23 protein-coding genes are annotated in these 23,023 nt (G+C 70.5%); 10 read left to right on the top strand and 13 right to left on the bottom strand.

The features are described 5' to 3' along the window. Positions 1 to 78: 78 nt before the first annotated feature. Entirely contained in the window at positions 79 to 1,635 is a 1,557-nt protein-coding gene (dacB, locus tag OG485_RS24160) for a D-alanyl-D-alanine carboxypeptidase/D-alanyl-D-alanine endopeptidase (RefSeq protein WP_328670660.1), read from the bottom strand. Positions 1,636 to 1,714: 79 nt separating this feature from the next. Here dacB and OG485_RS24155 point away from each other — a divergent pair, with 79 nt between their 5' ends. Both OG485_RS24155 and OG485_RS24150 read left to right on the top strand, forming a co-directional pair. Next, positions 1,715 to 2,206 (top strand): inorganic diphosphatase, encoded by a 492-nt coding sequence (locus OG485_RS24155; protein WP_326786340.1) that lies wholly within the window; start codon positions 1,715 to 1,717, stop codon positions 2,204 to 2,206. A 155-nt stretch (positions 2,207 to 2,361) separates the two neighbouring features. Beyond that, complete coding sequence (locus tag OG485_RS24150; protein WP_328670659.1) at positions 2,362 to 4,020, top strand: threonine/serine ThrE exporter family protein; 1,659 nt, start codon at positions 2,362 to 2,364, stop codon at positions 4,018 to 4,020. A gap of 46 nt (positions 4,021 to 4,066) precedes the next feature. On the opposite strand, the gene OG485_RS24145 is transcribed toward OG485_RS24150, so the two are convergent. Further along, positions 4,067 to 5,317, bottom strand: coding sequence for a DedA family protein (locus OG485_RS24145; protein ID WP_328670658.1), 1,251 nt, complete (start codon positions 5,315 to 5,317; stop codon positions 4,067 to 4,069). Positions 5,318 to 5,453: 136 nt separating this feature from the next. On the opposite strand from OG485_RS24145, the gene OG485_RS24140 reads away from it, so the two are divergent. Next, positions 5,454 to 5,819, top strand: coding sequence for a YbjQ family protein (locus OG485_RS24140; RefSeq protein ID WP_326786343.1), 366 nt, complete (start codon positions 5,454 to 5,456; stop codon positions 5,817 to 5,819). Between the two features lie 133 nt (positions 5,820 to 5,952). On the opposite strand, the gene OG485_RS24135 is transcribed toward OG485_RS24140, so the two are convergent. Further along, positions 5,953 to 6,720 (bottom strand): MerR family transcriptional regulator, encoded by a 768-nt coding sequence (locus tag OG485_RS24135; protein ID WP_328670657.1) that lies wholly within the window; start codon positions 6,718 to 6,720, stop codon positions 5,953 to 5,955. Between the two features lie 152 nt (positions 6,721 to 6,872). Between OG485_RS24135 and OG485_RS24130 the strand changes: the two genes are divergently transcribed. Continuing rightward, entirely contained in the window at positions 6,873 to 8,159 is a 1,287-nt protein-coding gene (locus OG485_RS24130) for an ion channel protein (protein ID WP_328670656.1), read from the top strand. Between the two features lie 96 nt (positions 8,160 to 8,255). Beyond that, positions 8,256 to 9,662 (top strand): glutamate decarboxylase, encoded by a 1,407-nt coding sequence (locus OG485_RS24125; RefSeq protein ID WP_328670655.1) that lies wholly within the window; start codon positions 8,256 to 8,258, stop codon positions 9,660 to 9,662. Here the strand turns inward: OG485_RS24125 and OG485_RS24120 are convergent. The 5 genes from OG485_RS24120 to OG485_RS24100 all read right to left on the bottom strand — a co-directional run bounded on the left by OG485_RS24120 (position 9,568) and on the right by OG485_RS24100 (position 14,279). After that, the gene (locus OG485_RS24120; RefSeq protein ID WP_328670654.1) at positions 9,568 to 10,383 is read right to left on the bottom strand and encodes an ABC transporter ATP-binding protein; all 816 of its coding nucleotides are present in this window, start codon (positions 10,381 to 10,383) and stop codon (positions 9,568 to 9,570) included. The genes OG485_RS24125 and OG485_RS24120 overlap by 95 nt on opposite strands. A 146-nt stretch (positions 10,384 to 10,529) precedes the next feature. After that, positions 10,530 to 11,171 carry a PadR family transcriptional regulator gene (locus OG485_RS24115; protein ID WP_328670653.1) on the bottom strand — a complete coding sequence of 214 codons (642 nt, stop codon included), beginning with the start codon at positions 11,169 to 11,171 and terminating at the stop codon, positions 10,530 to 10,532. A gap of 25 nt (positions 11,172 to 11,196) precedes the next feature. Then, positions 11,197 to 11,745 (bottom strand): DinB family protein, encoded by a 549-nt coding sequence (locus OG485_RS24110; protein WP_328670652.1) that lies wholly within the window; start codon positions 11,743 to 11,745, stop codon positions 11,197 to 11,199. Between the two features lie 114 nt (positions 11,746 to 11,859). Beyond that, entirely contained in the window at positions 11,860 to 13,320 is a 1,461-nt protein-coding gene (locus OG485_RS24105; protein WP_328670651.1) for an aldehyde dehydrogenase family protein, read from the bottom strand. 134 nt (positions 13,321 to 13,454) lie between these two features. Continuing rightward, complete coding sequence (locus OG485_RS24100; RefSeq protein WP_328674609.1) at positions 13,455 to 14,279, bottom strand: helix-turn-helix domain-containing protein; 825 nt, start codon at positions 14,277 to 14,279, stop codon at positions 13,455 to 13,457. A 337-nt stretch (positions 14,280 to 14,616) separates the two neighbouring features. Here OG485_RS24100 and OG485_RS24095 point away from each other — a divergent pair, with 337 nt between their 5' ends. Beyond that, positions 14,617 to 15,138, top strand: coding sequence for an ATP-binding protein (locus OG485_RS24095; RefSeq protein WP_328670650.1), 522 nt, complete (start codon positions 14,617 to 14,619; stop codon positions 15,136 to 15,138). A gap of 138 nt (positions 15,139 to 15,276) precedes the next feature. On the opposite strand, the gene OG485_RS24090 is transcribed toward OG485_RS24095, so the two are convergent. The 4 genes from OG485_RS24090 to OG485_RS24075 form a co-directional block, all read right to left on the bottom strand. Then, a complete protein-coding gene (locus OG485_RS24090; protein WP_328670649.1) occupies positions 15,277 to 15,561 on the bottom strand; it encodes a DUF397 domain-containing protein in 285 nt (94 codons plus the stop codon). A 206-nt stretch (positions 15,562 to 15,767) separates the two neighbouring features. Further along, entirely contained in the window at positions 15,768 to 16,310 is a 543-nt protein-coding gene (locus tag OG485_RS24085) for an SRPBCC family protein (RefSeq protein WP_328670648.1), read from the bottom strand. Beyond that, positions 16,307 to 16,714, bottom strand: a complete 408-nt coding sequence (locus OG485_RS24080; RefSeq protein WP_328670647.1) for an ArsR/SmtB family transcription factor — start codon at positions 16,712 to 16,714, stop codon at positions 16,307 to 16,309. Before OG485_RS24080 ends, OG485_RS24085 begins: the two co-directional genes overlap by 4 nt. A 305-nt stretch (positions 16,715 to 17,019) precedes the next feature. Then, the gene (locus tag OG485_RS24075) at positions 17,020 to 17,406 is read right to left on the bottom strand and encodes a VOC family protein (protein WP_328670646.1); all 387 of its coding nucleotides are present in this window, start codon (positions 17,404 to 17,406) and stop codon (positions 17,020 to 17,022) included. A gap of 196 nt (positions 17,407 to 17,602) precedes the next feature. On the opposite strand from OG485_RS24075, the gene OG485_RS24070 reads away from it, so the two are divergent. Further along, on the top strand, positions 17,603 to 18,109 hold the full coding sequence (locus OG485_RS24070) for a hypothetical protein (protein ID WP_328670645.1): 507 nt from the start codon (positions 17,603 to 17,605) through the stop codon (positions 18,107 to 18,109). A gap of 176 nt (positions 18,110 to 18,285) precedes the next feature. Beyond that, on the top strand, positions 18,286 to 18,843 hold the full coding sequence (locus OG485_RS24065) for a DUF4232 domain-containing protein (protein WP_328670644.1): 558 nt from the start codon (positions 18,286 to 18,288) through the stop codon (positions 18,841 to 18,843). A gap of 155 nt (positions 18,844 to 18,998) precedes the next feature. On the opposite strand, the gene OG485_RS24060 is transcribed toward OG485_RS24065, so the two are convergent. Next, complete coding sequence (locus tag OG485_RS24060; RefSeq protein WP_328670643.1) at positions 18,999 to 20,126, bottom strand: DUF2786 domain-containing protein; 1,128 nt, start codon at positions 20,124 to 20,126, stop codon at positions 18,999 to 19,001. A 247-nt stretch (positions 20,127 to 20,373) separates the two neighbouring features. Between OG485_RS24060 and OG485_RS24055 the strand changes: the two genes are divergently transcribed. Next, on the top strand, positions 20,374 to 21,147 hold the full coding sequence (locus OG485_RS24055; RefSeq protein ID WP_328670642.1) for a Clp protease N-terminal domain-containing protein: 774 nt from the start codon (positions 20,374 to 20,376) through the stop codon (positions 21,145 to 21,147). A 70-nt stretch (positions 21,148 to 21,217) separates the two neighbouring features. Beyond that, on the top strand, positions 21,218 to 22,909 hold the full coding sequence (locus tag OG485_RS24050) for a bifunctional 3'-5' exonuclease/DNA polymerase (RefSeq protein WP_328670641.1): 1,692 nt from the start codon (positions 21,218 to 21,220) through the stop codon (positions 22,907 to 22,909). Positions 22,910 to 23,023: the final 114 nt, after the last annotated feature.

Here is a 23,023-nt window from a genome sequence, read left to right as displayed (position 1 = left end):
TATGCGTCCGGGTCGAGGGGCTGGTGGTGCTCCTGATTCCCACGGGCCGGAAGGGGCCGGGTTCCCGGTCCGGGCGCGCTACCGGCAGCCGCACGCCACGAGTGCCGTCGCCGCGTGGTCCAACGCCGCCCGGGCCTCCCGGGGGTTCGGGGGGTTGGCGGCGTCGGAGGTCAGGAAGGCGAACGCCAGCAGGCGGCCGTCCTTGTCGACGACGGTGCCGGCGAGGGTGTTGACCCCGGTCAGCGTGCCCGTCTTGGCGCGGACGACTCCGGTGGCGGTCGGAGTGTCGGTGTACCGGGCGCTGAGGGTGCCGGTGAAGCCGGCGACGGGCAGGCCGGTGAGGACCGGCCGGAGCTCGGGGTGGGCCGGGTCGCCGGCCTTGGCCAGCAGGGCGGTGAGCAGGTCGGCGGAGAGCCTGTCGGCGCGGTTCAGGCCGCTGCCGTCGGCGAACTGCGCCCCGGTCAGCGGGAGTCCGAGTTTCTTCAGCTGGGCGCGGATCGCCTTCGCGTCGCCGTCGAAGCTGGGTTCCTCGCCGGTGGCGAGGGCGACCTGACGGGCCAGCGCCTCGGCGATGTCGTTGTCACTGTTGGTCAGCATCCGCTCGACCAGGGCGGACAGCGGCGGCGAGGAGACGGAGGCGAGGGCCTGGGAGCGGCTCGTCGCCTTCGAGGGGCCGGGCGCCGTGGCGGTGATGCCGTGGCCGTGCAGCAGGTCCGCGAACGTCCGCGCGGCGTCCGCCGCCGGGTCCATGGCGCGCCCGGCCGGCCCGCTGGTCGAGTGGTCCAGGCGGCCCTCGTCGGCCATCAGGGGGGTGACCTTCGCGATGTTGTCGTTCACCCCGATGGGGTGAAGGCCGGGGCCGGAGTACAGCGAGGTGTCGTAGGAGAGCGTCACGTGGTCCATGTGACGGGCCTTCAGGGCAGTGGCCGTCTCCTCGGCGAGGGGGCCCAGGTCCGCCCAGCCGTCCGCGGGCTTGCGGGCGGTCAGCGTGGGGTCGCCGCCGCCGACGAGCACGACCTCCTTGGTGTCGGGCTCCAGGACCGTACGCGTCTGGATGCGGTGGTCGGGGCCCAGCGCGGTGAGGGCGGCGACCGCGGTCGCGATCTTCGTGGTGGAGGCCGGCGTCTGGACCTGGTCGGCACCCTTGCCGTAGAGCCGCTTGCCGGTCGCCACGTCGACCACGACCGCGGTGCGCACCGAGCCGAGGACGGGGTCGGCCAGCAGCGGGTCGAGGACGTTCGCGAGGGCCTTCCCGGCGGGGGCGGGCACGGCACTCGCGGAGCCGCCGAGTCCGGCCAGCACGGAGGCGGCGCTGGGGGCGGGCCGGGGTGACGTTCGGGGCGTACCGGATTTACGTGCGTGATCTGTGCCACCCTCGGGCGCCCGCGATGCGGCCCAGTCCCGCTCGGCCGTACGCTGGCCGGTGGAGTCCCAGGGACCGGCCGAGGTCACCACCCCGGCCGCGAGTGCCAGGCCGACGGTGGTCGCGACGGCTGTGAGCTGCGGCGTCGTCAGCCGCACGGCACGCGGCCGCACGGCTCGGGTGACCCGCGCCACATGCGGTTTCACCATCCGCGCGACCCGCACCACATGCGGTCTCGCGGCCCGCCAAGCCCTCAGCTCTGGCACGACCACCAGCCCCTTTCGCGATCACCCACCTGCGTGAGGGACACTTAATCACCAGAACTATGTGCTGATCATGGAGGAGCCACCGGTGGAGTTCGACGTCACGATCGAGATTCCGAAGGGTTCACGGAACAAGTACGAGGTGGACCACGAGACCGGTCGGATCCGTCTGGACCGTCGACTCTTCACCTCGACCAGCTACCCGGCCGACTACGGCTTCGTCGAGAACACCCTCGGCGAGGACGGCGACCCGCTGGACGCCCTCGTCATCCTGGACGAGCCGACCTTCCCGGGCTGCCTCATCCAGTGCCGCGCGATCGGCATGTTCCGTATGACGGACGAGGCCGGCGGCGACGACAAGCTGCTGTGCGTCCCGGCGCACGACCCGCGTGTGGAGCACCTGCGCGACATCCACCACGTGTCGGAGTTCGACCGCCTGGAGATCCAGCACTTCTTCGAGGTCTACAAGGACCTGGAGCCGGGCAAGTCCGTCGAGGGCGCCGACTGGGTCGGCCGCGCGGAAGCCGAGGCCGAGATCGAGCGTTCCTACAAGCGCTTGAAGGACCAGGGCGGTCACTGACCTCCTTGCGGGCGGTCGCTGACCTCCCCCTCTTCCGAACGGGCCGCGTGATCCCCCTGGGGCCACGCGGCCCGTTCGTGTGTCCGTACGCATACTGAGGCGTACGGAAGGCAAGAAGGAGAACGACACAGACGGGAAAGGCGAGGCTGGAGTTGGTGGCGGACCCGGAAGCGGAAGACCGCAAGCCGCACTCGGACGAGGCGAGGAGTGCTTTCAGCCCGCCCACGGGTGTGGCGCCGCCGGGCCCGGCGGCGGCCGACGAGGAATCGTCGACGACCTCGGAGTTCGCGCTCCCCCAGGGCCTCGACGCACCGCATCCCGCCGGGCCGGAGCACGGGGGCTCGGCGTTCAGCACTCCGCGCACCTACAGTGCCCGGGACGCGCCTCCCGCCTTCACACCGGCGACCGGCGTCCCCCTGGTCAGCCTGACCAAGGACGCGCCGTGGCAGGACCGCATGCGCACGATGCTGCGCATGCCGGTGACCGAGCGGCCCGCGCCCGAGCCCGTGCACAAGGAGGACGAGTCGGGGCCCGCCGTCCCGCGCGTCCTGGACCTGACCCTGCGCATCGGCGAGCTGCTCCTCGCGGGCGGCGAGGGTGCCGAGGACGTGGAGACGGCGATGTTCGCCGTCTGCCGCTCCTACGGACTCGACCGCTGCGAGCCGAACGTCACCTTCACCCTGCTGTCGATCTCGCACCAGCCGTCCCTGGTGGACGACCCGGTGACGGCGTCACGGACGGTGCGCCGCCGGGGCACCGACTACACGCGCCTGGCGGCCGTCTACCGGCTCGTCGACGACCTGAGCGACCCCGAGACCGCGATCCCCCTGGAAGAGGCCTACAGGCGGCTCGCGGAGATGCGGCGCAACCGGCACCCGTACCCCGGCTGGGTGCTGACGGCCTCCGGAGGGCTGCTGGCCGGCGCGGCCTCCGTGCTCGTCGGCGGTGACGCGATCGTGTTCGTCGCCGCCGCGCTCGGCGCGATGCTCGGCGACCGGCTCGCCTGGCTGTGCGCCGGACGCGGGCTGCCGGAGTTCTACCAGTTCACGGTGGCCGCGATGCCGCCGGCTGCGATAGGGGTCGCGCTCACGCTGGCGCACGTCGATGTGAACGCCTCCGCGGTGATCACCGGTGGGCTCTTCGCGCTGCTGCCGGGGCGGGCGCTCGTCGCGGGGGTGCAGGACGGGCTGACCGGCTTCTACATCACCGCGTCCGCGCGGCTGCTCGAAGTCATGTACTTCTTCGTGGGGATCGTCTCCGGCGTCCTGCTGGTGCTCTATTTCGGCGTGAAGCTGGGCGCCCAGCTCGACCCGGACGCGGCGCTGAGCCTCTCCGAGCGGCCCCTGATCCAGATCGCCGCGTCGATGCTGCTGTCGCTCACCTTCGCGGTGCTGCTCCAGCAGGAACGTTCCACCGTCCTCGCCGTGACCCTCAACGGGGGCGTGGCCTGGTCGGTGTACGGGGCGATGCACTACGCGGGTGGCCTCTCTCCGGTGGCCTCCACGGCCGTCGCCGCGGGCCTGGTGGGCCTCTTCGGGCAACTGCTCTCGCGCTACCGGTTCGCTTCCGCGCTGCCCTACACAACGGCCGCGATCGGCCCGCTGCTGCCCGGTTCGGCGACGTACTTCGGGCTGCTGTCGATCGCCCAGAACAACGTCGACAAGGGGCTGGTGTCGCTCACCAAGGCCGCGGCCCTCGCCATGGCCATCGCGATCGGCGTGAACCTGGGTTCGGAGATCTCGCGGCTGTTCCTGCGTCTGCCGGGCGGCTCCGCCGGCGGGCGGCGGGCCGCCAAGCGGACACGCGGCTTCTGAGGCCCGGTCCCGGAAAGCCCGGTCCGAGGAGGACCGGGCTGGTGCGTCAGTTCTGCGCGGGGCCCTGGCCGTAGGGGTGCTGTTCGGCACCGTACTGACGCCCGGGGTGGCCCTGGGGGTACTGCTGCGGGTGGGCCTGGCCCTGGTCATAGCCCTGCTGGCCCTGCTGGCCCTGCTGGCCCTGCTGGCCCTGCTGGCCCTGCTGGCCCTGCTGGTAACCCTGGTCGTACTGCTGCTGGTCGTAGCCGTAGCCCTGGTCCTGGCCGTACGGCTGCTGGTACTGCTGCTGGGGCTGGTACTGCTGCTGAGGCTGGGGCTGCTGCTGGGCCGGGTACGCGTCACCCTGACGGCCGTAGCCCTGGCCCTGGTTCCCGTAGGCCTGGCCGTGGCCCTGATTGCCGTACGGCTGACCCTGGCCCTGGTCCCCGTACGACTGATCCTGGCCCTGGTTCCCGTAGCCCTGCCCCTGGCCCTGGTTGCCGTAGGGACCGCCTTGGTTCTGGCCGTTGTACGACGAGTCCTGGCCCCCGTGGACCGGCGGGACGCGCAGCGGCCTGGTCGCGTCGTCCATGACGGGCGCGGCGGGACGGGTGCGGGCGCCCTCGGGCCGGGCCGGGAAGGGCTCCTGGAAGTCCTGGAAGTCCTGGGACTCCTCCGCCTGCCGGGGCGGGTTCTTCTTGGCCTGGGAGCGGGCGCGCAGGAACTCGATCATGATCGGGACGACCGAGACGAGCACGATCAGGATCAGGATCAGCTCGATGTGCTTGTTGACGAACTCGATCTTGCCGAGCCAGGCGCCGAGCAGCGTGACACCAGCGCCCCACAGGACACCGCCGATGATGTTGAAGGTGACGAAGGGGCGGTACTTCATGCCGCTGACGCCCGCGATGATCGGCGTGAACGTGCGCACGATGGGCACGAAGCGGGCCAGCACCAGGGACTTGGGGCCGTACTTCTCGAAGAACTCGTTGGCCTTGACCACGTTCTCCTGCTTGAACAGGCGGGAGTCCGGGCGCGTGAAGAGCGAGGGTCCGACCTTCTTGCCGAAGAGGTAACCCGCCTGGTCGCCGAGGACCGCGGCGAGACAGATCAGCGGGATCGCCGCCCACAGCGGGAAGTCCATGGCGTCCGTGGCGATCAGCAGACCGCAGGTGAACAGCAGCGAGTCACCCGGCAGGAAGAAGCCGATGAGCAGGCCGGACTCGGCGAACACCACCAGCAGCAGGCCCCAGATGCCGAAATTGTCCAGGAGCGTGTTCGGATCCAGCCAGCTGGGACCGAGGGCAAGCGTCATCACGGGTCCGGACTCCTGAGGGGTGAAGGGAGGGCAGTCCTGTACGGCCGGCCAAAGCTATCAACGCAATGTGCCGACGCCAGGTTCCACCCGTGACTCCAGGATGCACTGTGCGACGACTGGGACAAAGCTGTGGACCATGGGCATCGATGAATACGGCGGCGGCCAGAGTCCCCACGCGGACGTCCTGGTCGTCACGACGAACGACGTTCCCGGTCATCGCGTCGAGCAGGTCGTCGGCGAGGTCTTCGGTCTCACGGTCCGCTCACGCCATCTGGGCAGCCAGATCGGCGCGGGCCTGAAGTCGATGATCGGCGGAGAGCTCAAGGGGCTCACCAAGACGCTGGTGGAGACCCGCAACCAGGCCATGGAGCGGCTTGTGGAGCAGGCACGCGCGCGGGGCGCCAACGGCGTGCTCATGTTCCGCTTCGACGTCTCGGAGGCGGCGGACGTGGGCACGGAGGTCTGCGCCTACGGCACGGCCGTGGTCCTGGTGAAGGAATAGCCCCCGCCGCGGGACAGTGGCCCGCACCGGTGGAGACGGCGGGCCCTGCACTCCCCCGGCGACCGCTCCGTACAGGTAAGGGGCGCCCGCCCCTGTCGGCGCCCCTTACCTGTCAGGCTTCCCGGTTTCCCTGTCAGACTTCCCCGGTCTGCCGGGCGGCGTTCGCCGTGATCGCGTCCCTGAGGTGTCCGGCCAGCCCCGGCCGCATGGAGTCGTAGAACGCCTTGAACCGTTCGTCCGCGACGTACATGTCACCGAGGCCCCGGTGGATCTCGTACGTACAGGTGTAGAACCACTTGGTGATGTGCTGCCGGTGTTCCTCGGCCATGTCCATGGCCCGCACGCCGTCCGGCCGCTCCCCGGCCGCCATCAGGGCGTCGTACCGCTCGCCCCAGGCGGCCACCTCGGCCTGCATGCGCTTCCAGTCGTCCTTGGTGTAGCGGGCGGTGCGGCGCTGCGACTCGGCGTACGTCTCCGTACCGCCCCAGCGGCGTTCGGCCTCCTCCGCGTGTTCCTCGGGGTCCTTGTCCCCGAAGACCTCGAACTTCTCCTCGGGCGTGAGGTTGATGCCCATCGTGCGTGCCTCCATGGCGTGCTCCACGGCCGCGGCCATCTTCTGCAGCTTCTCGATCCGGGCGGTCAGCAGCTCGTGCTGGCGGCGCAGATGCGCGCGCGGGTCCGCTTCCGGGTCGTCGAGCAGGGCGGCGACCTCGTCGAGCGGAAAGCCGAGCTCCCGGTAGAACAGGATCTGCTGCAGCCGGTCGAGGTCGGCGTCGTCGTAGCGCCGGTGACCCGCGTGGCTGCGTTCGCCGGGCGCGAGCAGACCGATCTCGTCGTAGTGGTGCAGCGTGCGCACCGTGACTCCGGCGAACCCGGCGACCTGTCCCACTGAATAGCCCACTTCCGCTCCTTCCTCCGTACGCCCTTCACGATGAGGCCTGACGCGACGTGAGGTGCAAGCCCGGAGTCCAGGGGCCAGGCAATGCGGCTCGGGCGGCGTCCGGCGGCGACGCTCGGGATGTTATGTCCGATTCGCGCGCTTAGGGTGACCCCGTGACCCACGAAGCGGCTCCCCCGGGACCGGCCCCGACCCAGGCGACGCCCGCACGCACCCTGCTGCCACTGTTCCTCCCCGCCGTGGCCGTCGGCGCCGTCTCGAGCCTTCTCTACGTGGGGGTGAGCAAGCTCGCCGACCAGCTCAAGGACGTTCTCTGGACGGACCTGCCGGACGCGCTCGGTATCGGCGGGTACTCCTCGCTCTGGATGATCGTCATGCTCACCAGCACCGGCATCCTGGTCGGTCTGGTGGTGTGGAAGGCGCCGGGTCACGCGGGGCCCGACCCGGCCACCGTGGGGCTCCAGGAGGAGCCGATGGCCCCCTTCATCCTGCCCGGACTGCTGGTGGCGACCGCGCTGATGCTGGCGGGCGGCCCGAGCCTCGGTCCCGAGAACCCGATCATCGCCACCAACGTCGCGCTGGCGTTCTGGGCGGGCCGCAGGTTCGCGCCCGCGGCGCCCGGCGCGCTGTGGGTGATGCTGGCCGAGGCGGGAACGATCGGCGCCCTGTTCGGTACGCCGATCGCGGCGGCGCTGGTCATTTCCGAGGCGCTCGCCGGCCGGCAGATGAAGGGCCTGCTGTGGGACAACCTCTTCGCGCCACTGACGGCGGCGTCCGTGGGCTCGATGACCACGGCGCTGCTGGGCCACGCCAGCTTCGACCTCGATCTGCCCCCGCTCGGCAGTCCCGGCTGGGCCGATGTGCTGTCCGCCCTGGTGATCGCCTCCACGGCGGCGGTGCTCGGCATGGCCGCCGTCTACGTGTTCCCCTACATCCACAAGGTGTTCTCGCTCCTGCGCCACCCCATGATCGCCCTGCCCGCCGGCGGGCTCGTCCTCGGCCTGCTGGGCTGTCTGGGCGGACCGCTCACGCTGTTCAAGGGCCTGGACGAGGTCGCCGAGATCGCCCGGCACCCGAACGACTACTCGGCGGGCCGGTACGCGCTGATGGCCGTGGTGAAGCTGGTCGCGCTGGTCGTCGCGACGTCCTGCGGGTTCCGGGGCGGCCGGATCTTCCCGGCCGTCTTCGCCGGTGCCTCGTTCGGTCTGTGCGCCCACGCGCTCGTGCCCTCGGTCCCGGCCTCGCTGGGCCTGGCCGCCGGAGTGCTGGGCGTGCTCCTCGCGACCACCCGGCAGGGCTGGGTGAGCCTGTTCACGGCCGCCGTCCTGGTGTCCTCGCCCACGATCATCGCCCTGCTCTGCATCGCCTCGCTGCCGGCCTGGCTGCTGGTGACCGGACGGCCGCAGTTGCAACTGCGCGACGACGGAAGTTCGGTCCGGTGAACAACCGGAGAACCGCATCTCCAATGAACCAGCGGGAACCCCACATCCGATGAACCATGGGGACGCCCCGTCCCGCTGAACCATTGGGAGAAGCCCATGCCGCTCCATCAGGGCCGCTCGACGCCCGATGAACGCCCCGCCTCCGTCAACCCGTTCTACGGGGAGACCAATCCGGTCAGCGGCATGATCGAGGCACCGCCGAAGCACCGCCTCCCCGACGGCCCGCTGCCGCCCACGACCGCGCTCCAGCTCGTCCACGACGAACTCATGCTGGACGGGAACTCCCGGCTGAACCTGGCCACCTTCGTCACCACCTGGATGGAACCGCAGGCCGGGGTACTGATGGCGGAGTGCCGGGACAAGAACATGATCGACAAGGACGAGTACCCCCGCACGGCCGAACTGGAGCGACGCTGCGTGGCGATGCTCGCCGACCTGTGGAACGCGCCGGATCCGTCGGCCGCGGTGGGCTGTTCGACGACCGGGTCGAGCGAGGCCTGCATGCTCGCCGGCATGGCGCTCAAGCGGCGCTGGACCCAGCGCAACGCGGACCGCTACCCGGGCGCGCGGCCCAACCTGGTCATGGGCGTGAACGTCCAGGTGTGCTGGGAGAAGTTCTGCAACTTCTGGGAGGTCGAGGCCCGCCAGATCCCCATGGAGGGCGACCGGTTCCACCTCGACCCCGAGGCGGCGGCCGAGCTGTGCGACGAGAACACCATCGGCGTCGTCGGCATCCTCGGCTCCACCTTCGACGGGTCGTACGAGCCGATCCAGGAGCTGTGCGCGGCGCTGGACCGGCTCCAGGAGCGCACGGGCCTCGACATCCCGGTCCACGTCGACGGCGCGTCCGGGGCGATGGTCGCGCCGTTCATCGACGAGGACCTGATCTGGGACTTCCGGCTGCCCAGGGTGTCGTCGATCAACACCTCGGGGCACAAGTACGGCCTGGTCTACCCGGGTGTCGGCTGGGCGCTGTGGCGGACGGCGGCCGAGCTGCCGGAGGAACTGGTCTTCCGGGTGAACTACCTGGGCGGCGACATGCCGACCTTCGCCCTCAACTTCTCGCGCCCCGGAGCGCAGGTCGTCGCGCAGTACTACACGTTCCTGCGGCTGGGCCGGGCCGGCTACCGGGCCGTGCAGCAGACGACCAGGGACGTGGCCCGCGCCCTCGCCGAACGCATCGACTGTCTGGGCGACTTCCGGCTCATCACCCGCGGGGACGAACTGCCGGTGTTCGCCTTCACGACGGCGCCCGAGGTGACGGCGTACGACGTGTTCGACGTGTCCCGGAGAATGCGCGAGAGCGGCTGGCTGCTGCCCGCGTACACCTTCCCCGAGAACCGCGAGGACCTGTCCGTGCTGCGCGTGGTGTGCCGCAACGGTTTCACCTCCGACCTCGCCGACCTCTTCATCGGGGACCTGACGCGACTGCTGCCCGAACTACGTCGGCAGCCCCGTCCGCTGACCCAGGACAAGGAGGCGGAGACGGGTTTCCACCACTGAAGGCCCGCCCGGCTCCCCCTCCGGGCGGCCGGCCCCGACGAGGGGCCGGGCCGCCCCTGTGGTGCTTCGTCAGCGGCTCAGGCGCGAACCGCCGGACCGCCAGCGGGAAGAAGACCGCGAGCTGGTCCGCCTCCTCCAGGTACTGGGTGGTGAGCAGCACCGTCGTGCCGCCGCCGACCAGGGAGCGCACCGCCGCCCAGACCTCGGACCGGCCGCGCGGGTCGAGCCCGGTCGTCGGCTCGTCCAGGAACAGGACCTCGGGGTCCGTGATGAGCGACGCGGCCAGGTCCAGGCGGCGGCGCATGCCGCCGCTGTAGGCGCGGACCGCCTTGCGCCCGGTGCCGGCGAGACCGAAGCGCTCCAGGAGTTCGTCGGCCCGCGCCCGCGCGGCGCGGGAGCCCACGTGGTGGAGGCGCCCGAACATCTCCAGGTTCTGCCGGCCGCCGAGCTCCTCGTCGAGCGCGGCGTTCTGGCCGAGCAGGCCGATGCGCGACCGCACCCGGCGGGCCTCGCGCACCACGTCGTGCCCGGCGACCTCCACCCGGCCGCCGTCCGGCCGCAGCAGCGTCGACAGGATCCGGACCAGGGTGGTCTTGCCCGCGCCGTTGGGGCCGAGCACCGCGTGCACCGTGCCGCGCCCGGCCAGCAGGTCCAGTCCGTCCAGCGCGTGATGGTCCCCGTACCGCTTGCGTACGCCTTCGACGACGATCGCTCCGGTCATCCCGCTCCCTCCGTTCCGGCCCGTTTCCGGGTCGGCCCCAGAGCCAGTAATCAAACTTGACTACTGGCGCGCCAACGGAGGGTAGGCCGGGTCACGGCATTAGTCAAACTTGATGAGTAAGGGGACCGGCGCGGGTCGGCACGCGGTCAGCGCGCGTCCTCCGGGTGCCGCTCCCCCGTCGCGTAGGGGTTCTCCTCGTCGTCCCGGAGGACCCCGACGAACGACTCGCCCTCCCCTGCGAAGGTGTAGGCGCCACCCTCGACGCGGGCGATCAGGCCGCGGGTCCACGCGGCGTCGGCGTCGGCCGAGTGGACCCAGAGGTCCATGATCTCGCCGATGTGCCCGAGCTCGGCGGGGCCGTCCTCGGGCACGTAGTGCTCGGTGACAGCCGACCGCCACTGCTCGATCCCGCGGATCCGCTCCTTCAGGAGGGCCACCGCCTCGCCCCTCGGCAGGTCGACGATGAAGCCGATGCCCGCCGAGCGGACGTCCATCTTCTGGTCGTACGACGTCAGGGACTCGCGCAGCAGCGCCAGGAACTCCTCGGTCCCCTCGGCCGTGATCTCGTACTCGGTGCGCGGCGGCCCGCCGGCCGTGGACGGCGCGATCTCGTGGGCGCGCAGCAGCCCCTGCTTGGCCATCTGCTTGAGCGCGTGGTAGATCGAGCCGGGCTTGGCGTTGGACCACTCGTGCGCGCCCCAGTACTCCAGGTCGTTGCGCACCTGATAGCCGTGGGCCCGCCCGTGCTGGCGGACCGCGCCGAGCACGAGGAGACGGATCGCTGACATGGCGCCCAGCCTAGGGGTGCCGCGGTCAGCCCCCGGAGGAGCCCTGTTCCATCGCCACCAGTTCGAAGGCCGTCTTGCCGTCCAGGGATTCGCGGATGATGTCGGCGTGCCCGGCGTGCCGGGCCGTCTCGCGGATCAGGTGGAGGGCCACCCAGCGCATCGAGACACGGCCCTCGGGCGGGAACCAGGGGTCGGGCGGAAGCGCGAAGGAGTCGTCGAGGCTCGGCACCGAGCGCAGGAAGGCCTCCGTCTCGGCGGCGACCTTCTCCCAGTACGCGAGCTGCGAGGCGACCGTCTCGCCGTCGGCGAGGACGAAGCACTCGTGCCAGTTCGACTCGTCCCGCTTCACCGCGGGCGGCTCACCCTTGGCCCGCGCGATCCAGCCCTGCTCGACCTCGGCGGCATGCTTGAGCAGCCCGGAGAGGGAGAGTTCACTCGCGCTCGGCCTGCTCGCCGCCTGCTCCTCGGTCAGCCCGAGCAGCGACCGGCGGATACCGCCGCGCTGCTCCTCGATGAAGGCGAGCAGTGCCCCGCGCTCGTCGCCCCGTTCTTCCGCTCGCACATGCATGACCATGACCGGCCGCCTTTCATCGGGTCCTTCCGGATGACACCGATGACGCTACGGACCCTTGCGGTCAGTTTCTGTCCGCAAGGGTCCGGGCGCGCTGGACGATCACGCGAAGGCGTCTCAGAAGGGGAAGCGGCTCCGCCCGTGCTGCACCGAGATCCACTTCGTCGTGGTGAACGCGTCGACCGTCGTCTCGCCGTTCAGGCGGCCGATGCCGGAGTGCTTCTCACCGCCGAAGGGGACGAGCGGCTCGTCGTGGACGGTGCCGTCGTTGACGTGGAACATGCCGGTGTCGATCTGCTTGGCGAAGTTCACGCCGCGCTCGATGTCGGCCGTGTGGACGGCGCCCGAGAGGCCGTACGGGGTGTCGTTGACGATCCGGACCGCCTCCTCCTCCCCGTCGAACGGGACGAGGAAGACGACCGGGCCGAAGACCTCCTGGCGGAGCAGGTCCGATTCGGCGGGGACGCCGGTCAGGACGGAGGGCTCGACCAGGTTGTCCGTGGTGGTGCCGTGCAGCAGGGCGGTGGCGCCCTCGGTGATCGCCTGCTCGACGACGCCCGACAGCGCGTCCGCCTGGGAGGAGTTGATGACCGGGCCGATGACCGTCTGCGGGTCCCTCGGGTCACCGGTCTTCAGCGTCCTGACCTTGGCGACGAACTTCTCGGTGAACTCGGCCTCGATCGACCGGTCCACGAGGACGCGGTTGGCGGCCATGCAGACCTGCCCCTGATGGACGAAACGGCTGAAGACCGCCGCGTCGACCGCGTAGTCGATGTCGGCGTCCTCCAGGACCACCAGGGCGCTGTTGCCGCCCAGTTCGAGCACCGAGCGCTTGAAGTTCGCGGCGCAGACCGTGGCGACGTGCCGGCCGACCTTGTCGGAGCCGGTGAAGGAGATGACCTTCGGCACCGGGTGCTCGATGAAGGCGTCGCCGATCTCGGCGATGTCGGTGATGACGACGTTGAGGAGACCGCCGGGCAGGCCCGCCTCCTCGAAGATCTTCGCGACCAGGGAGCCGCCGGCGATCGGGGTGTTCTGGTGCGGCTTCAGGACCACGCCGTTGCCGAGCGCGAGGGCGGGGGCCACGGACTTGACCGACAGCAGGAAGGGGAAGTTGAAGGGGCTGATGACGCCGACGACACCGACCGGGGCGCGGTAGAGGCGGTTCTCCTTGCCGTCGACCGGCGAGGGGATGATCTTCCCCTCGGGGCGCAGCGCGAGCTGGACCGACTCGCGCAGGAACTCCCGGACGAGGTGCAGCTCGAAGGCCGCCTTGAGGCGGGTGCCGCCGAGCTCGGCGATGATCACCTCGGTGATCTCTTCCTCGCGCTCGTCGATGACGGCGAGCGCCTTCTCGAAGACCGCGCGGCGCGCGTACGCGTTCGTCGCGCCCCACTTCTTCTGGGCGCGCTCGGCGGCGCGGTAGGCGTCATCGACCTCGTCGACCGTGGCTATCGTGATCGACGCCAGCTTCTCGCCGTCGTACGGGTTGAAATCGATGATGTCCCAGGAGCCCGTTCCCGGGCGCCACTCGCCGTCGATGTACTGCTGGGCCAGGTCGGTGAAGTAGGACGACATGTGCTCCCTCAATCCCTGTGCTGCCGAGGCAGTCCTTGGCCCGGGTCAGCAGACATCCGATCACGGTCTGATCACATGTCATCGTACTTGTGTTTCAAGGGAGTTGAGGGATACCAGGGAAGTCCGGGCCGCTCTCAGGAGAGCTGGAGCAGTCCTCGCAGCAGATCGCGGCTCTCGTCCGGTCCGGGGCTGTCCTGCTGGAGCTGCTTGAGCGCGCCCTCGTACTGGTTGACGTCCTCGCGTTTGTCCAGATAGAGCGCGCTGGTGAGCTGCTCCAGATAGACGACGTCCGACAGATCGGACTCGGGGAAGCTCAGGATGGTGAAGGCGCCGCTCTCTCCGGAGTGCCCGCCGAAACTGAACGGCATGACCTGAAGCCGCACGTTGGGCCGCTCGGATACCTCGATCAGGTGCTGGAGCTGTCCGCGCATCACCTCGCGGTCGCCGTACGGGCGGCGCAGCGCGGCCTCGTCGAGGACGATGTGGAACTCGGGGGCGTTCTCGGAGACGAGGTACTTCTGCCGCTCCAGGCGCAGCGCCACACGCCGGTCGACGTCGCCGGCGGAGGCGCCCTTCATCCCGCGCCGGACGACGGCGTGGGCGTACGCCTCGGTCTGGAGCAGTCCGTGCACGAACTGCACCTCGTACACCCGGATCAGGTGGGCCGCGCCCTCCAGGCCGACGTAGGTGGGGAACCAGCTGGGCAGGACGTCGGAGTAACTGTGCCACCAGCCCGCGACGTTGGCCTCCTTGGCGAGCGAGACCAGGGACTTGCGCTCGGCCTCGTCGGTGATGCCGTAGAGCGTCAGCAGATCCTCGACATCGCGGGTCTTGAAGCTCACCCTTCCCAACTCCATACGGCTGATCTTCGATTCGGAGGCACGGATCGAGTAGCCGGCCGCTTCACGGGTGATGCCACGAGCCTCACGCAGGCGCCGCAGATGTGACCCCAGCAGCATGCGCCGCACCACCGAGCCGCTCGACTCACCAGCGCTCACGTTCGTCAGCCTCCCCAACCGTCTTCCAGACGCCGAAGTCTGCCACTAAAACACTTCAAGCAGTACTCGTTCAGTTACGGAAACGGAAAGCAGCCAAAGCTCACGCACAGGAAAGGATCACTGAAGCGTCGACAACCGAGAATAAGCTGAGGAAGAAATGAGCAAGAAGTAGCAGAGGAAGGTCCAATTCGGGCACGTGCACGTGCATCTGCCCTTGCATCTGCTGTACGCATTCGGAACCATGGTCCCCGCGCCACCGCTGCATCGCAACGACCGCGAACACCCGGGAGTGCCTCGCATGGGGACGAATGGATCGACCATGCTCGAACCCTTACGGCAGGGACTTCCGCCTCTCGATCCCGCGGCCGTGTCCAGCGCCGCTTCGTGCGCCTTGCCCGCCCGCTACGAAGCGGTGCGCGAGGCCCGGCAGTTCACCCGCGGAACGCTGGAACAGTGGGAGATCGGCGACCGTTTCGACGACGTCTGCCTGGTGGTCTCCGAACTCGTCACCAACGCCCTGCGGCACGCGCTGCCCGCGGACACCCCCCGCAAGGACGACCAAGGGCCGCCCGTACGGCTGCACTTGATGAGGTGGACCTCACGACTGGTGTGCGCGGTGCGCGATCCCAGCCACGAGAGTCCGGTCGCCGGCGACTCGGACGACTTCGCGGCGGAGTCGGGGCGCGGCCTCTTCCTGGTCGACTCGTTCTCGGACAGCTGGGGCTGGCACCCGCTCGCCGGAACGCTCAGCGGCAAGGTCGTCTGGGCGCTGTTCCGGCTGGGAGCACAGCCGGACACGGCCGCGCTCCACTCCGAATAACGACCGCGGCGCCTTTTGGCGCCGCGGTTCTACGCGCGTTACGGAACGCTGAGTGAACTTCACCCTCGGTTTACGTCATCCGTACCGTGGCCACCCTCCCGTGACCGACCGGTTCGGGACAGCTCGCGATCACTGCGGTCAGCCCGCGACCAAGTGGTCGAACTCGCCGTCCTTGATGCCCAGGAGCATGGCTTCGATCTCGGCACGTGTGTAGACGAGCGCGGGCCCCTCGGGGAACCGCGAGTTCCGCACGGCCACGTCACCGCCGGGCAGCCGCGCGAACTCCACGCAGGAACCCTGTGAGTTGCTGTGCCTGCTCTTCTGCCAGGCGACGCCGTCAAGCTCGGTCGCAGCCATGCCGTTGTACACGAATTCAGCCATACCGTCGTACACGTCATCCACGTCGAACACGTCGTGGTCCACAGGTCGCTCCCCGGTCGTGCAGTGGCTGAGGTGGCCATAGATGCAGTAGTCAACTGACTCGGATCATAGCTCTGTTCATGTGCAGATGCATGGGCAGATGCACGTGCACGCGGGGTGGTCCTGCGGTTACAGCTTTTACCGGCCCTTGACTACCGGCTGTCGTTCGCCCGACTACGGCCTGCACCTCACCGGAATGCGATACAGGCCTACATCCGGTCCAGCGCATTCCCCAGAGATCGCATCACATGCGACCTCCAGCCCCCGTCCATGATCTTCCGCGCCATCATCTGTGTGGGATCGTCCGGATCGAATCCCTCGTGTACTAGGAAGAGACGCGTACCGCGCCCTTCCTGTTCCAGCGTCCAGGTAATGGTCCAGTCCGCCGGTCGCCGCGCGTTCGCGTCCGCCCAGCGGACGCTCAGCATCCGCTGCGGCTCGTAGGCGAGAACACGCACGTCAACGGTGCCGGAGAAGTTCGTGTTGGGGCGCGGGACGGCGGTCAGCGTGTACCGGTGACCGACTTCGAGCCGGAAGTTCTCGGACCCCGGCATCTGCCACTGCACGAGCAGTTCGGGCTCCGTGAGCGCCCGCCAGACCTTGGCGGGCGGATGCGGCAGGAACTGGGCGACGCGGATGGTCGTCAGGTCGTCGTCGGCGGTGACCGGACCCCGCGCATCGGGGTTCACGCCCTCCGGGCCGGGGGTCGCACCCTGCGGGTCGGGGTTCATGTCCTGCGGGTCGGGGTTCATGTCTCGGCATCGTCGGGCATGCGGTCCAGGAGGTCGCCGAGGCCCTTCAGCCTGTCGCGCCAGAACCGCTCGTACGGATGGAGCCAGTCCTGGACGTCGGCGAGCGGGGCGGCCTCCAGGCGGTAGATGCGCTGCCGGCCCGCGCGCTCCTCGGACACGAGTCCGGCCTCCCGGAGCACCTTGAGGTGTTCCGAGAGGCTGGGGCGCCGCATGGCGAAGTGGTCGGCCAGCGCCTGAACGGGCTGGGGCCCCTGTTCACGCAGCAGCCGGAGCACCTCACGACGGGTGGAGTTGGCGAGCGCCGCGAAGAGCTGGTCCTCGCGGGCCGCGGGAGCGTCGACGGCGACACCGACGGCGGCTCCGGCTCCGGCTCCGGCTCCGGCTCCGGCTCCGGCTCCGGTCAAAGATCCAGCCCTGGCTCCGGCCCCGGCTCCGGTCGAAGATCCGGCCCTGGCCTCGGCTCCGGCTGAAGATCTGACCTCGGCTGAAGATCCAGCCGGCGCCCAAGGTCCGACCTCGGCTGAAGGCCCGGCCTCGACTGAAGATCCGACTCCGGTGGGACCTTCGGCGGCAACAGCGGCTCCGGCGGGAGATTCGGCTCCGGCTCCGGCGGCAGCTCCGGCGGAGGCTCCCGTTCCGGTGCGCACTCCGGCTGCGGCACCCGGTCCGGCCCCGATCTCCGTCATGGCGCGCTCAGCACCTTCCGTTCCTAATCCGAGGCCGACTCCAGGGCCTTTTCCGTGACCAGCATCAGACCGTTGCCGTCAGGGTCCCGGAACGAGGCCATGCGGCCCCAGGGAAGGTCGTCGGGACCATCCACCGTGACACCGGCGGCGGCGAGCCGCGTGCAGTCGGCGTCGACATCGGTCGTCACCAACATGATCCCCCGGGTCTCGCCGGGCGTGAAATCCCCCATACCCGGACCCGAGAGCGTGAAGACGGTCTGCGCCCCCTTCGGCGCCACCTGGAGCCACCGGCCGGGCGGCATGTCCAGGTCGGCGGTGACCTCGAATCCGAGGACGTCCCGATAGAAGCGAAGGGCCCGGTCCTGGTCGGCGACGGGAAGCGTGACGAAGGAGGCGTGAGTGATGTTCATGGTCCCCAGCATAGGTAGGAGATTACCTACGCGTCAACCGTAGGAACTCTCCTACCTATTGTCCTCTCGTCCCCGTCCCTGGCACACGCCCGTGAGCAAGCGCACGCCGGATTCCCGGAGGGGGTCACCAGGTCCTCCTGATAGCTTGCTGCGATCGTTCGGGCGACCCGCATCCATCCCACCCTTGGGGGCTTCAGTGACTACGGCGACCTTCCCGTCCCGCCACGCGCGTATCGCGGCCGCGACCGCGGGACTGGCGGCGGCGCTCGTACTGACCGGCTGCGGCAGTGGGGGCGACGACTCCGGGGACCCGTCGGCGAGCCCGAGCACGTCCGCGACGGACGGCGCCGGTACGGGCGGCGGCTCCGGTGCCACGTCCGCGGCGGGCGGCAAACTCCAGGGGAGCTGGCTCACCACCGCGGACGGCAAGGCCGTGGTGCTCATGGTCAACGGCAAGCAGGCGGGCCTCTTCGCGACCGGCGGCACCGTGTGCAGCGGAACGTCGTCCGACGAGGCGAGCATGCAGATGATCCGCCTGACCTGCACGGACGGCAGCAAGAAGCGCGCCGTCGGCATGGTCGACTCCGTCAGCGGTACGACTCTGACGGTCACCTGGGAAGGCGCCCTCGGCAAGGAGACGTACACCAAGAGCGAGGGCGGAAAACTGCCCACGGGTCTGCCCACGGCGGGCCTGGGCTCCTGATCGCCCGACCGCGCACCCCACGGGATCGCGCCGGCCCGTTCCGGCACAGCGGGAAAGTCCGCGATCAATATCGGGCGATACCCGTCCCGTGCGGGTGAACGGGGAGGGGTGCGCAACCTCGGCGGACCTCCGTGCGTGATGATCCATGCACATCGTCACGACTCCCAGGGGAACCCATGCGCGCTCTGCCCATCGCCGTCACCGTCCTCGCGGCGGCCCTCGCTCTGACCTCCTGCGACGGCGGCGGCTCCGGCAGCTCCAGCGGTTCCGGGAAGCCCGGTGACACGTCCGGTTCGGCGAAGAAGACCGCCGTCGCGGCCTGTGCGATCGGTGACGCCGGAATCCAGGTCGGTCCCGCGAACCCCGCCACGGCCGCCGGGGACACGGGCAACATCCCGGTCACCCTCACCAACAAGGGCGCCCGGTGCACCCTGAAGGGCTTCCCCGGACTCACCGTGGAGGCGGGCGGAACCTCCGCGGAGATCGCGACGGACGAGTCCGCGGCGCCGCAGGAGCTCACCCTCGCCAAGGACGACACCGCTTCCTTCACCATCACCTACGTGCGGGGCGCGGAGGGCGACGCGAAGACCCTCGCCGTGAAGACGCTGAAGATCAGCCTGCCCGGCGCCGACACCACGCAGAGCTTCCCGTGGTCGTTCGGTCCGGTGGCCGGGAAGGGATCGGCGACCGAGCCGAACGCCTCCGTGACACCGTTCCAGCACGCGGGCGACTGACGAGCGAGCCCCTGCCCGGGGCTGCTGCCGCGGGGCCCCACGGCAGCAGCCACCCCGGCGACGGCCGTGGCTCGCCCTACCGCAGCCGACGCCCCGACGACGGCCGTGGACTCGACGTACGGCAGCGGGCGCCGCGCCAGTGGTCTTGGCTCGTCCTACGGGAGCGGGCGCCTGCCCCTGACCTGGGCCCGGTCCGCCGCCGCGGCGCCCTCGTGCCATCCGGCCTCGTCGGTGACCCCGCGCATCCGGGTCGTCACCGTCTCCGGGAACATCCGGTCCAGATGGTCCGTGACCGCCACGTCACGGGCCGCCAGGACCGGCAGCAGCTCCCCCTCCGTGGCGGTCACCTGTTCCTCGGCGACCGACGCGAGCCGGTCGCCGATCCGGTGCGCGTACGCCGCCAGGAACGACTGCCGGAAGGCCTTCGTACGTTTGCGGCCGCCCGCCCTCTGCGCCGCCTCCGCCTTCGTCATCGCCGCCGTGGCCTGCACGAGGAGCGAGGTGTAGAGGAGTTCGACCGCTTCCAGGTCGGGTTCGAAGCCGACGACGGTCGAGAAGCAGAGGGCGTCGTTCCACACGGCCCGGCAGCGGTTCGCCCCCGCGACGGCGTCCAGGAGCACGGCCTTGGCCGTCTCGTACGGCGGCTCGACACCGATGCGGCAGGCCCCGGGCGCGTCCTTCGCGTGGGTCCGCGCCGCGAGCAGGGCCTCGTCGATACTGTGCCTCGCCATCAGCTCCTGCGCCTTGGCACTGAGCGCCTCCGCCTCCTCCGGGAACCCGGTCGCCTCCGCCTTCGCCAGCAGGGCGCGGATGCGGGTGAGCATGCGGGTCTCCTGCGGGGCGGAGGCCGTGACCGGCGATCGGGGCGGGTCCAGCGGCTCGATGGAGGGCAGGCGCAGGAGCAGACGGTAGAGCTCCAGGGTCGCGGTGGCGCGCGAGAAACGGTCGGCCCGGAGGTCGTGGGGTTCGGCCTCCAGCTCATCGAGCTGGGCGGCCCAGCGCGCACCCCGGGGCGCGCGGTCACCCTCCCTCTCCTCGAGCACCAGGGAGATCAGCAGGCGTACGTGTACGTCGTCCAGGTCGCGCCGCACGATCCGTACGACATCGGCCGGCTGCCAGCCGCGCCGCCAGGCCGCCGCGACGAACTCCGCACCGCGCCGGGCGAGTTCGGCGTCGGAGGCCGGATCGGCGGCGAGCACGGAGGCTCCGGTGTCGAGCGAGGTGTCGGTGTCGGCGTAGAGGGCGGCCGCGAAGGCGCGCTCCACGGTGCTGGACGTACTCATCCCCCGATCGTGTCACGGGCGGACCGGGGGCAGACGTACGCCCCGGCGCCGCGGCCGTCGACTCGTCCACAGCCTGTGGACAACGTTCCGCCCGCCGGAATCGGAGCGGCGGAAGCCCGGCCGCACTCCCCTCCGAGGGCTCCCCGTCGATGCCGCGCGGGCGTTCCGCACCACACGGGAGTGTCAACACCGCACCAGGTGTCAACTCTGGGTTGACACCCCTGCACTGTCAACCTAACGTTGACACATGACGACGAACTCACCAGGCAAGTCATCCGTGCGCCTCGACGACCTCATCGAGGCCATCAAGAAGGTGCACAGCGACGCGCTCGACCAGCTCCAGGACGCGGTGATCGCCGCGGATCACCTGGGCGACGTGGCCGACCATCTGATCGGGCACTTCGTGGACCAGGCCCGGCGTTCGGGGGCGTCCTGGACGGACATCGGCAGGAGCATGGGCGTCACCCGGCAGGCCGCGCAGAAGCGGTTCGTGCCGAAGGCGGAGACGGACCTCGACCCCAGCCAGGGGTTCGGCCGCTACACCGAGCGGGCCCGCAAGGTGGTCATGGTCGCGCACAACGAGTGCAAGGCCCTCGGCGGCACCGAGGGACTGCCCGAGCACCTCGTCCTCGGCCTGCTCAGCGAGCCCGACGCGCTCGGCGCACGGGCGATCACCGCGCAGGGAGTCTCCCTGGACGCCGTCCGCGAGGCGGCCGTCGCCGCGCTCCCGCCGGCCGCCGACGAGGTCCCCGAACTGGTCCCGTACGGACCGGCCGCCAAGAAGGTCCTGGAACTCACGTTCCGCGAGGCCCTCCGCCTGGGCCACAACTACGTCGGCACCGAGCACATCCTGCTCGCCCTGCTGGAGTTCGAGAACGGCGAGGGCGTCCTCAGCGGCGCGGGCGTCGACAAGGCGGCGACCGAAGCGCACGTCGGGCGCATGCTCACGGAGCTCGTGGAGCTCCTGGAACAGAAGGAAGCGCAGGCGAAGACGGAGGCCCGGTCCGAGGAGCGGCCGTAGCGGCGCCCGAAGGACCGGGAGGCCGCGTGGCCGGACGGCATTGTCAGACCCCCCTGCGAGACTCGGAGGCATGACCGAGCGCTGGGCTCTCGCGCCGGCCGAGGACGGTGGCGCCGAGATCGCCGCCCTCGGCCCGGACGGGCTGCCCACGGGGAAGGTCCGCCGGGAGGCGGACCTCGCGGAGGCCGTACGGGCCCGGCCGGACGTGAGCCGGTGGGTATGGCGGTCGACGGCCGATGTCTATCCGCGACTGCTCGCCACGGGGGTGCGAGTGGAGCGGTGTTACGACATGGAGGCCGCCGAGACCCTGCTGCTCGGACACGAGGGGCGGCTCGGCGAGCCCCGGTCGGCGGCCGCCGCGCTGGCGAGACTGCGCGGCGGCCCCGTGCCGCCCGACCCGCCGCAGCGTTCCGCCGAGCCCGGTTCGCAGTCCTCCCTGTTCGAACCCCGCCCGGTGCACGTGCCGCTGGCGGATCTCCTCACGGTCTACGCCGAGCAGCAGCGTCGCCATGCCGAGACCGCGCACCCGGACCGCATGCGACTGCTGACGGCCGCCGAGTCCGCGGGAATGCTGGTCGCCGCCGAGATGAACCAGTCGGGCCTGCCGTGGAGCGCGGACGTCCACCGGGACGTGCTGCACGAACTGCTCGGCGAGCGGTACACCGGAGGCGGTGAGCCCCGGCGCCTCGCCGAGCTCACCGCCGAGGTGTCCGCCGCGTTCGGACGACGGGTCAGACCCGACCTGCCGGCCGACGTCGTCAAGGCGTTCGCGCAGGCCGGCATCAAGGTCAGGTCCACCCGGCGGTGGGAGATCGAGTCGATCGACCATCCGGCCGTGAAACCGCTGATCGAGTACAAGAAGCTGTACCGGATCTGGGTCGCCCACGGCTGGTCCTGGCTCCAGGACTGGGTGCGCGACGGACGGTTCCGGCCCGAGTACCTGCCGGGCGGGACCGTCACCGGACGCTGGGTGACCAACGGCGGCGGCGCGCTCCAGATCCCCAAGGTGATCCGGCGTGCCGTCGTCGCCGACCCCGGCTGGCGGCTGGTCGTCGCCGACGCCGACCAGATGGAGCCACGCATCCTCGCGGCCATCTCCCGCGACCCCGGCCTGATGGAGGTCGCGGGCCGGGAGAGCGACCTCTACCAGGCGGTGTCGGACCGGGCGTTCTCCGGCGACCGGGCGCAGGCCAAACTCGCCGTGCTCGGCGCCGTCTACGGTCAGACGTCCGGCGACGGCCTGAAGAACCTCGCCCTCCTCCGCCGCCGTTTCCCCAAGGCGGTCGCGTACGTCGACGACGCGGCCCGCGCGGGCGAGGAGGGGCGCCTGGTGCGGACCTGGCTGGGGCGGACCTGTCCTCCGGCGGCCGGGGCGGGCGACGGCAGCGGGGACGAGGCGGGCATCCCGCAGGACGATCCCGTCGACACCACCGTCGACCAGGGCTGGGTGCCGGGCTACGCGTCCTCCGACTCCCGCGCCCGCGGACGGTTCGCGCGCAACTTCGTCGTGCAGGGCAGTGCCGCCGACTGGGCCCTGCTGGTGCTGGCGGCACTGCGCCGCACCTGCTCCGGGCTCGCCGCCGAACTGGTCTTCTTCCAGCACGACGAGGTGATCGTGCACTGCCCCGCCGAGGAGGCCGACACCGTGGTGGCCGCCATCCGCGACGCGGCCGAAGTCGCGGGACGCCTCACGTTCGGGCAGACACCCGTGCGCTTTCCCTTCACGACGGCGGTCGTACGGTGCTACGCGGACGCGAAATGACGCGGTCGGCCCGCCGCCGGGCGCCCTGAGACGCAGGCCGCCTTCATGGTCGGTCGCCTGTCGCCTTCACCGTCGGTCCGCCGGCCACCGGGTGGTCTGCCGTCCCAGAGGCTT

Origin of the sequence: Streptomyces sp. NBC_00328 (genome assembly GCF_036139655.1) — a bacterium.
Classification (GTDB): Bacteria; Actinomycetota; Actinomycetes; order Streptomycetales; family Streptomycetaceae; genus Streptomyces.
This window is presented reverse-complemented; position numbering and strand designations above follow the sequence as displayed.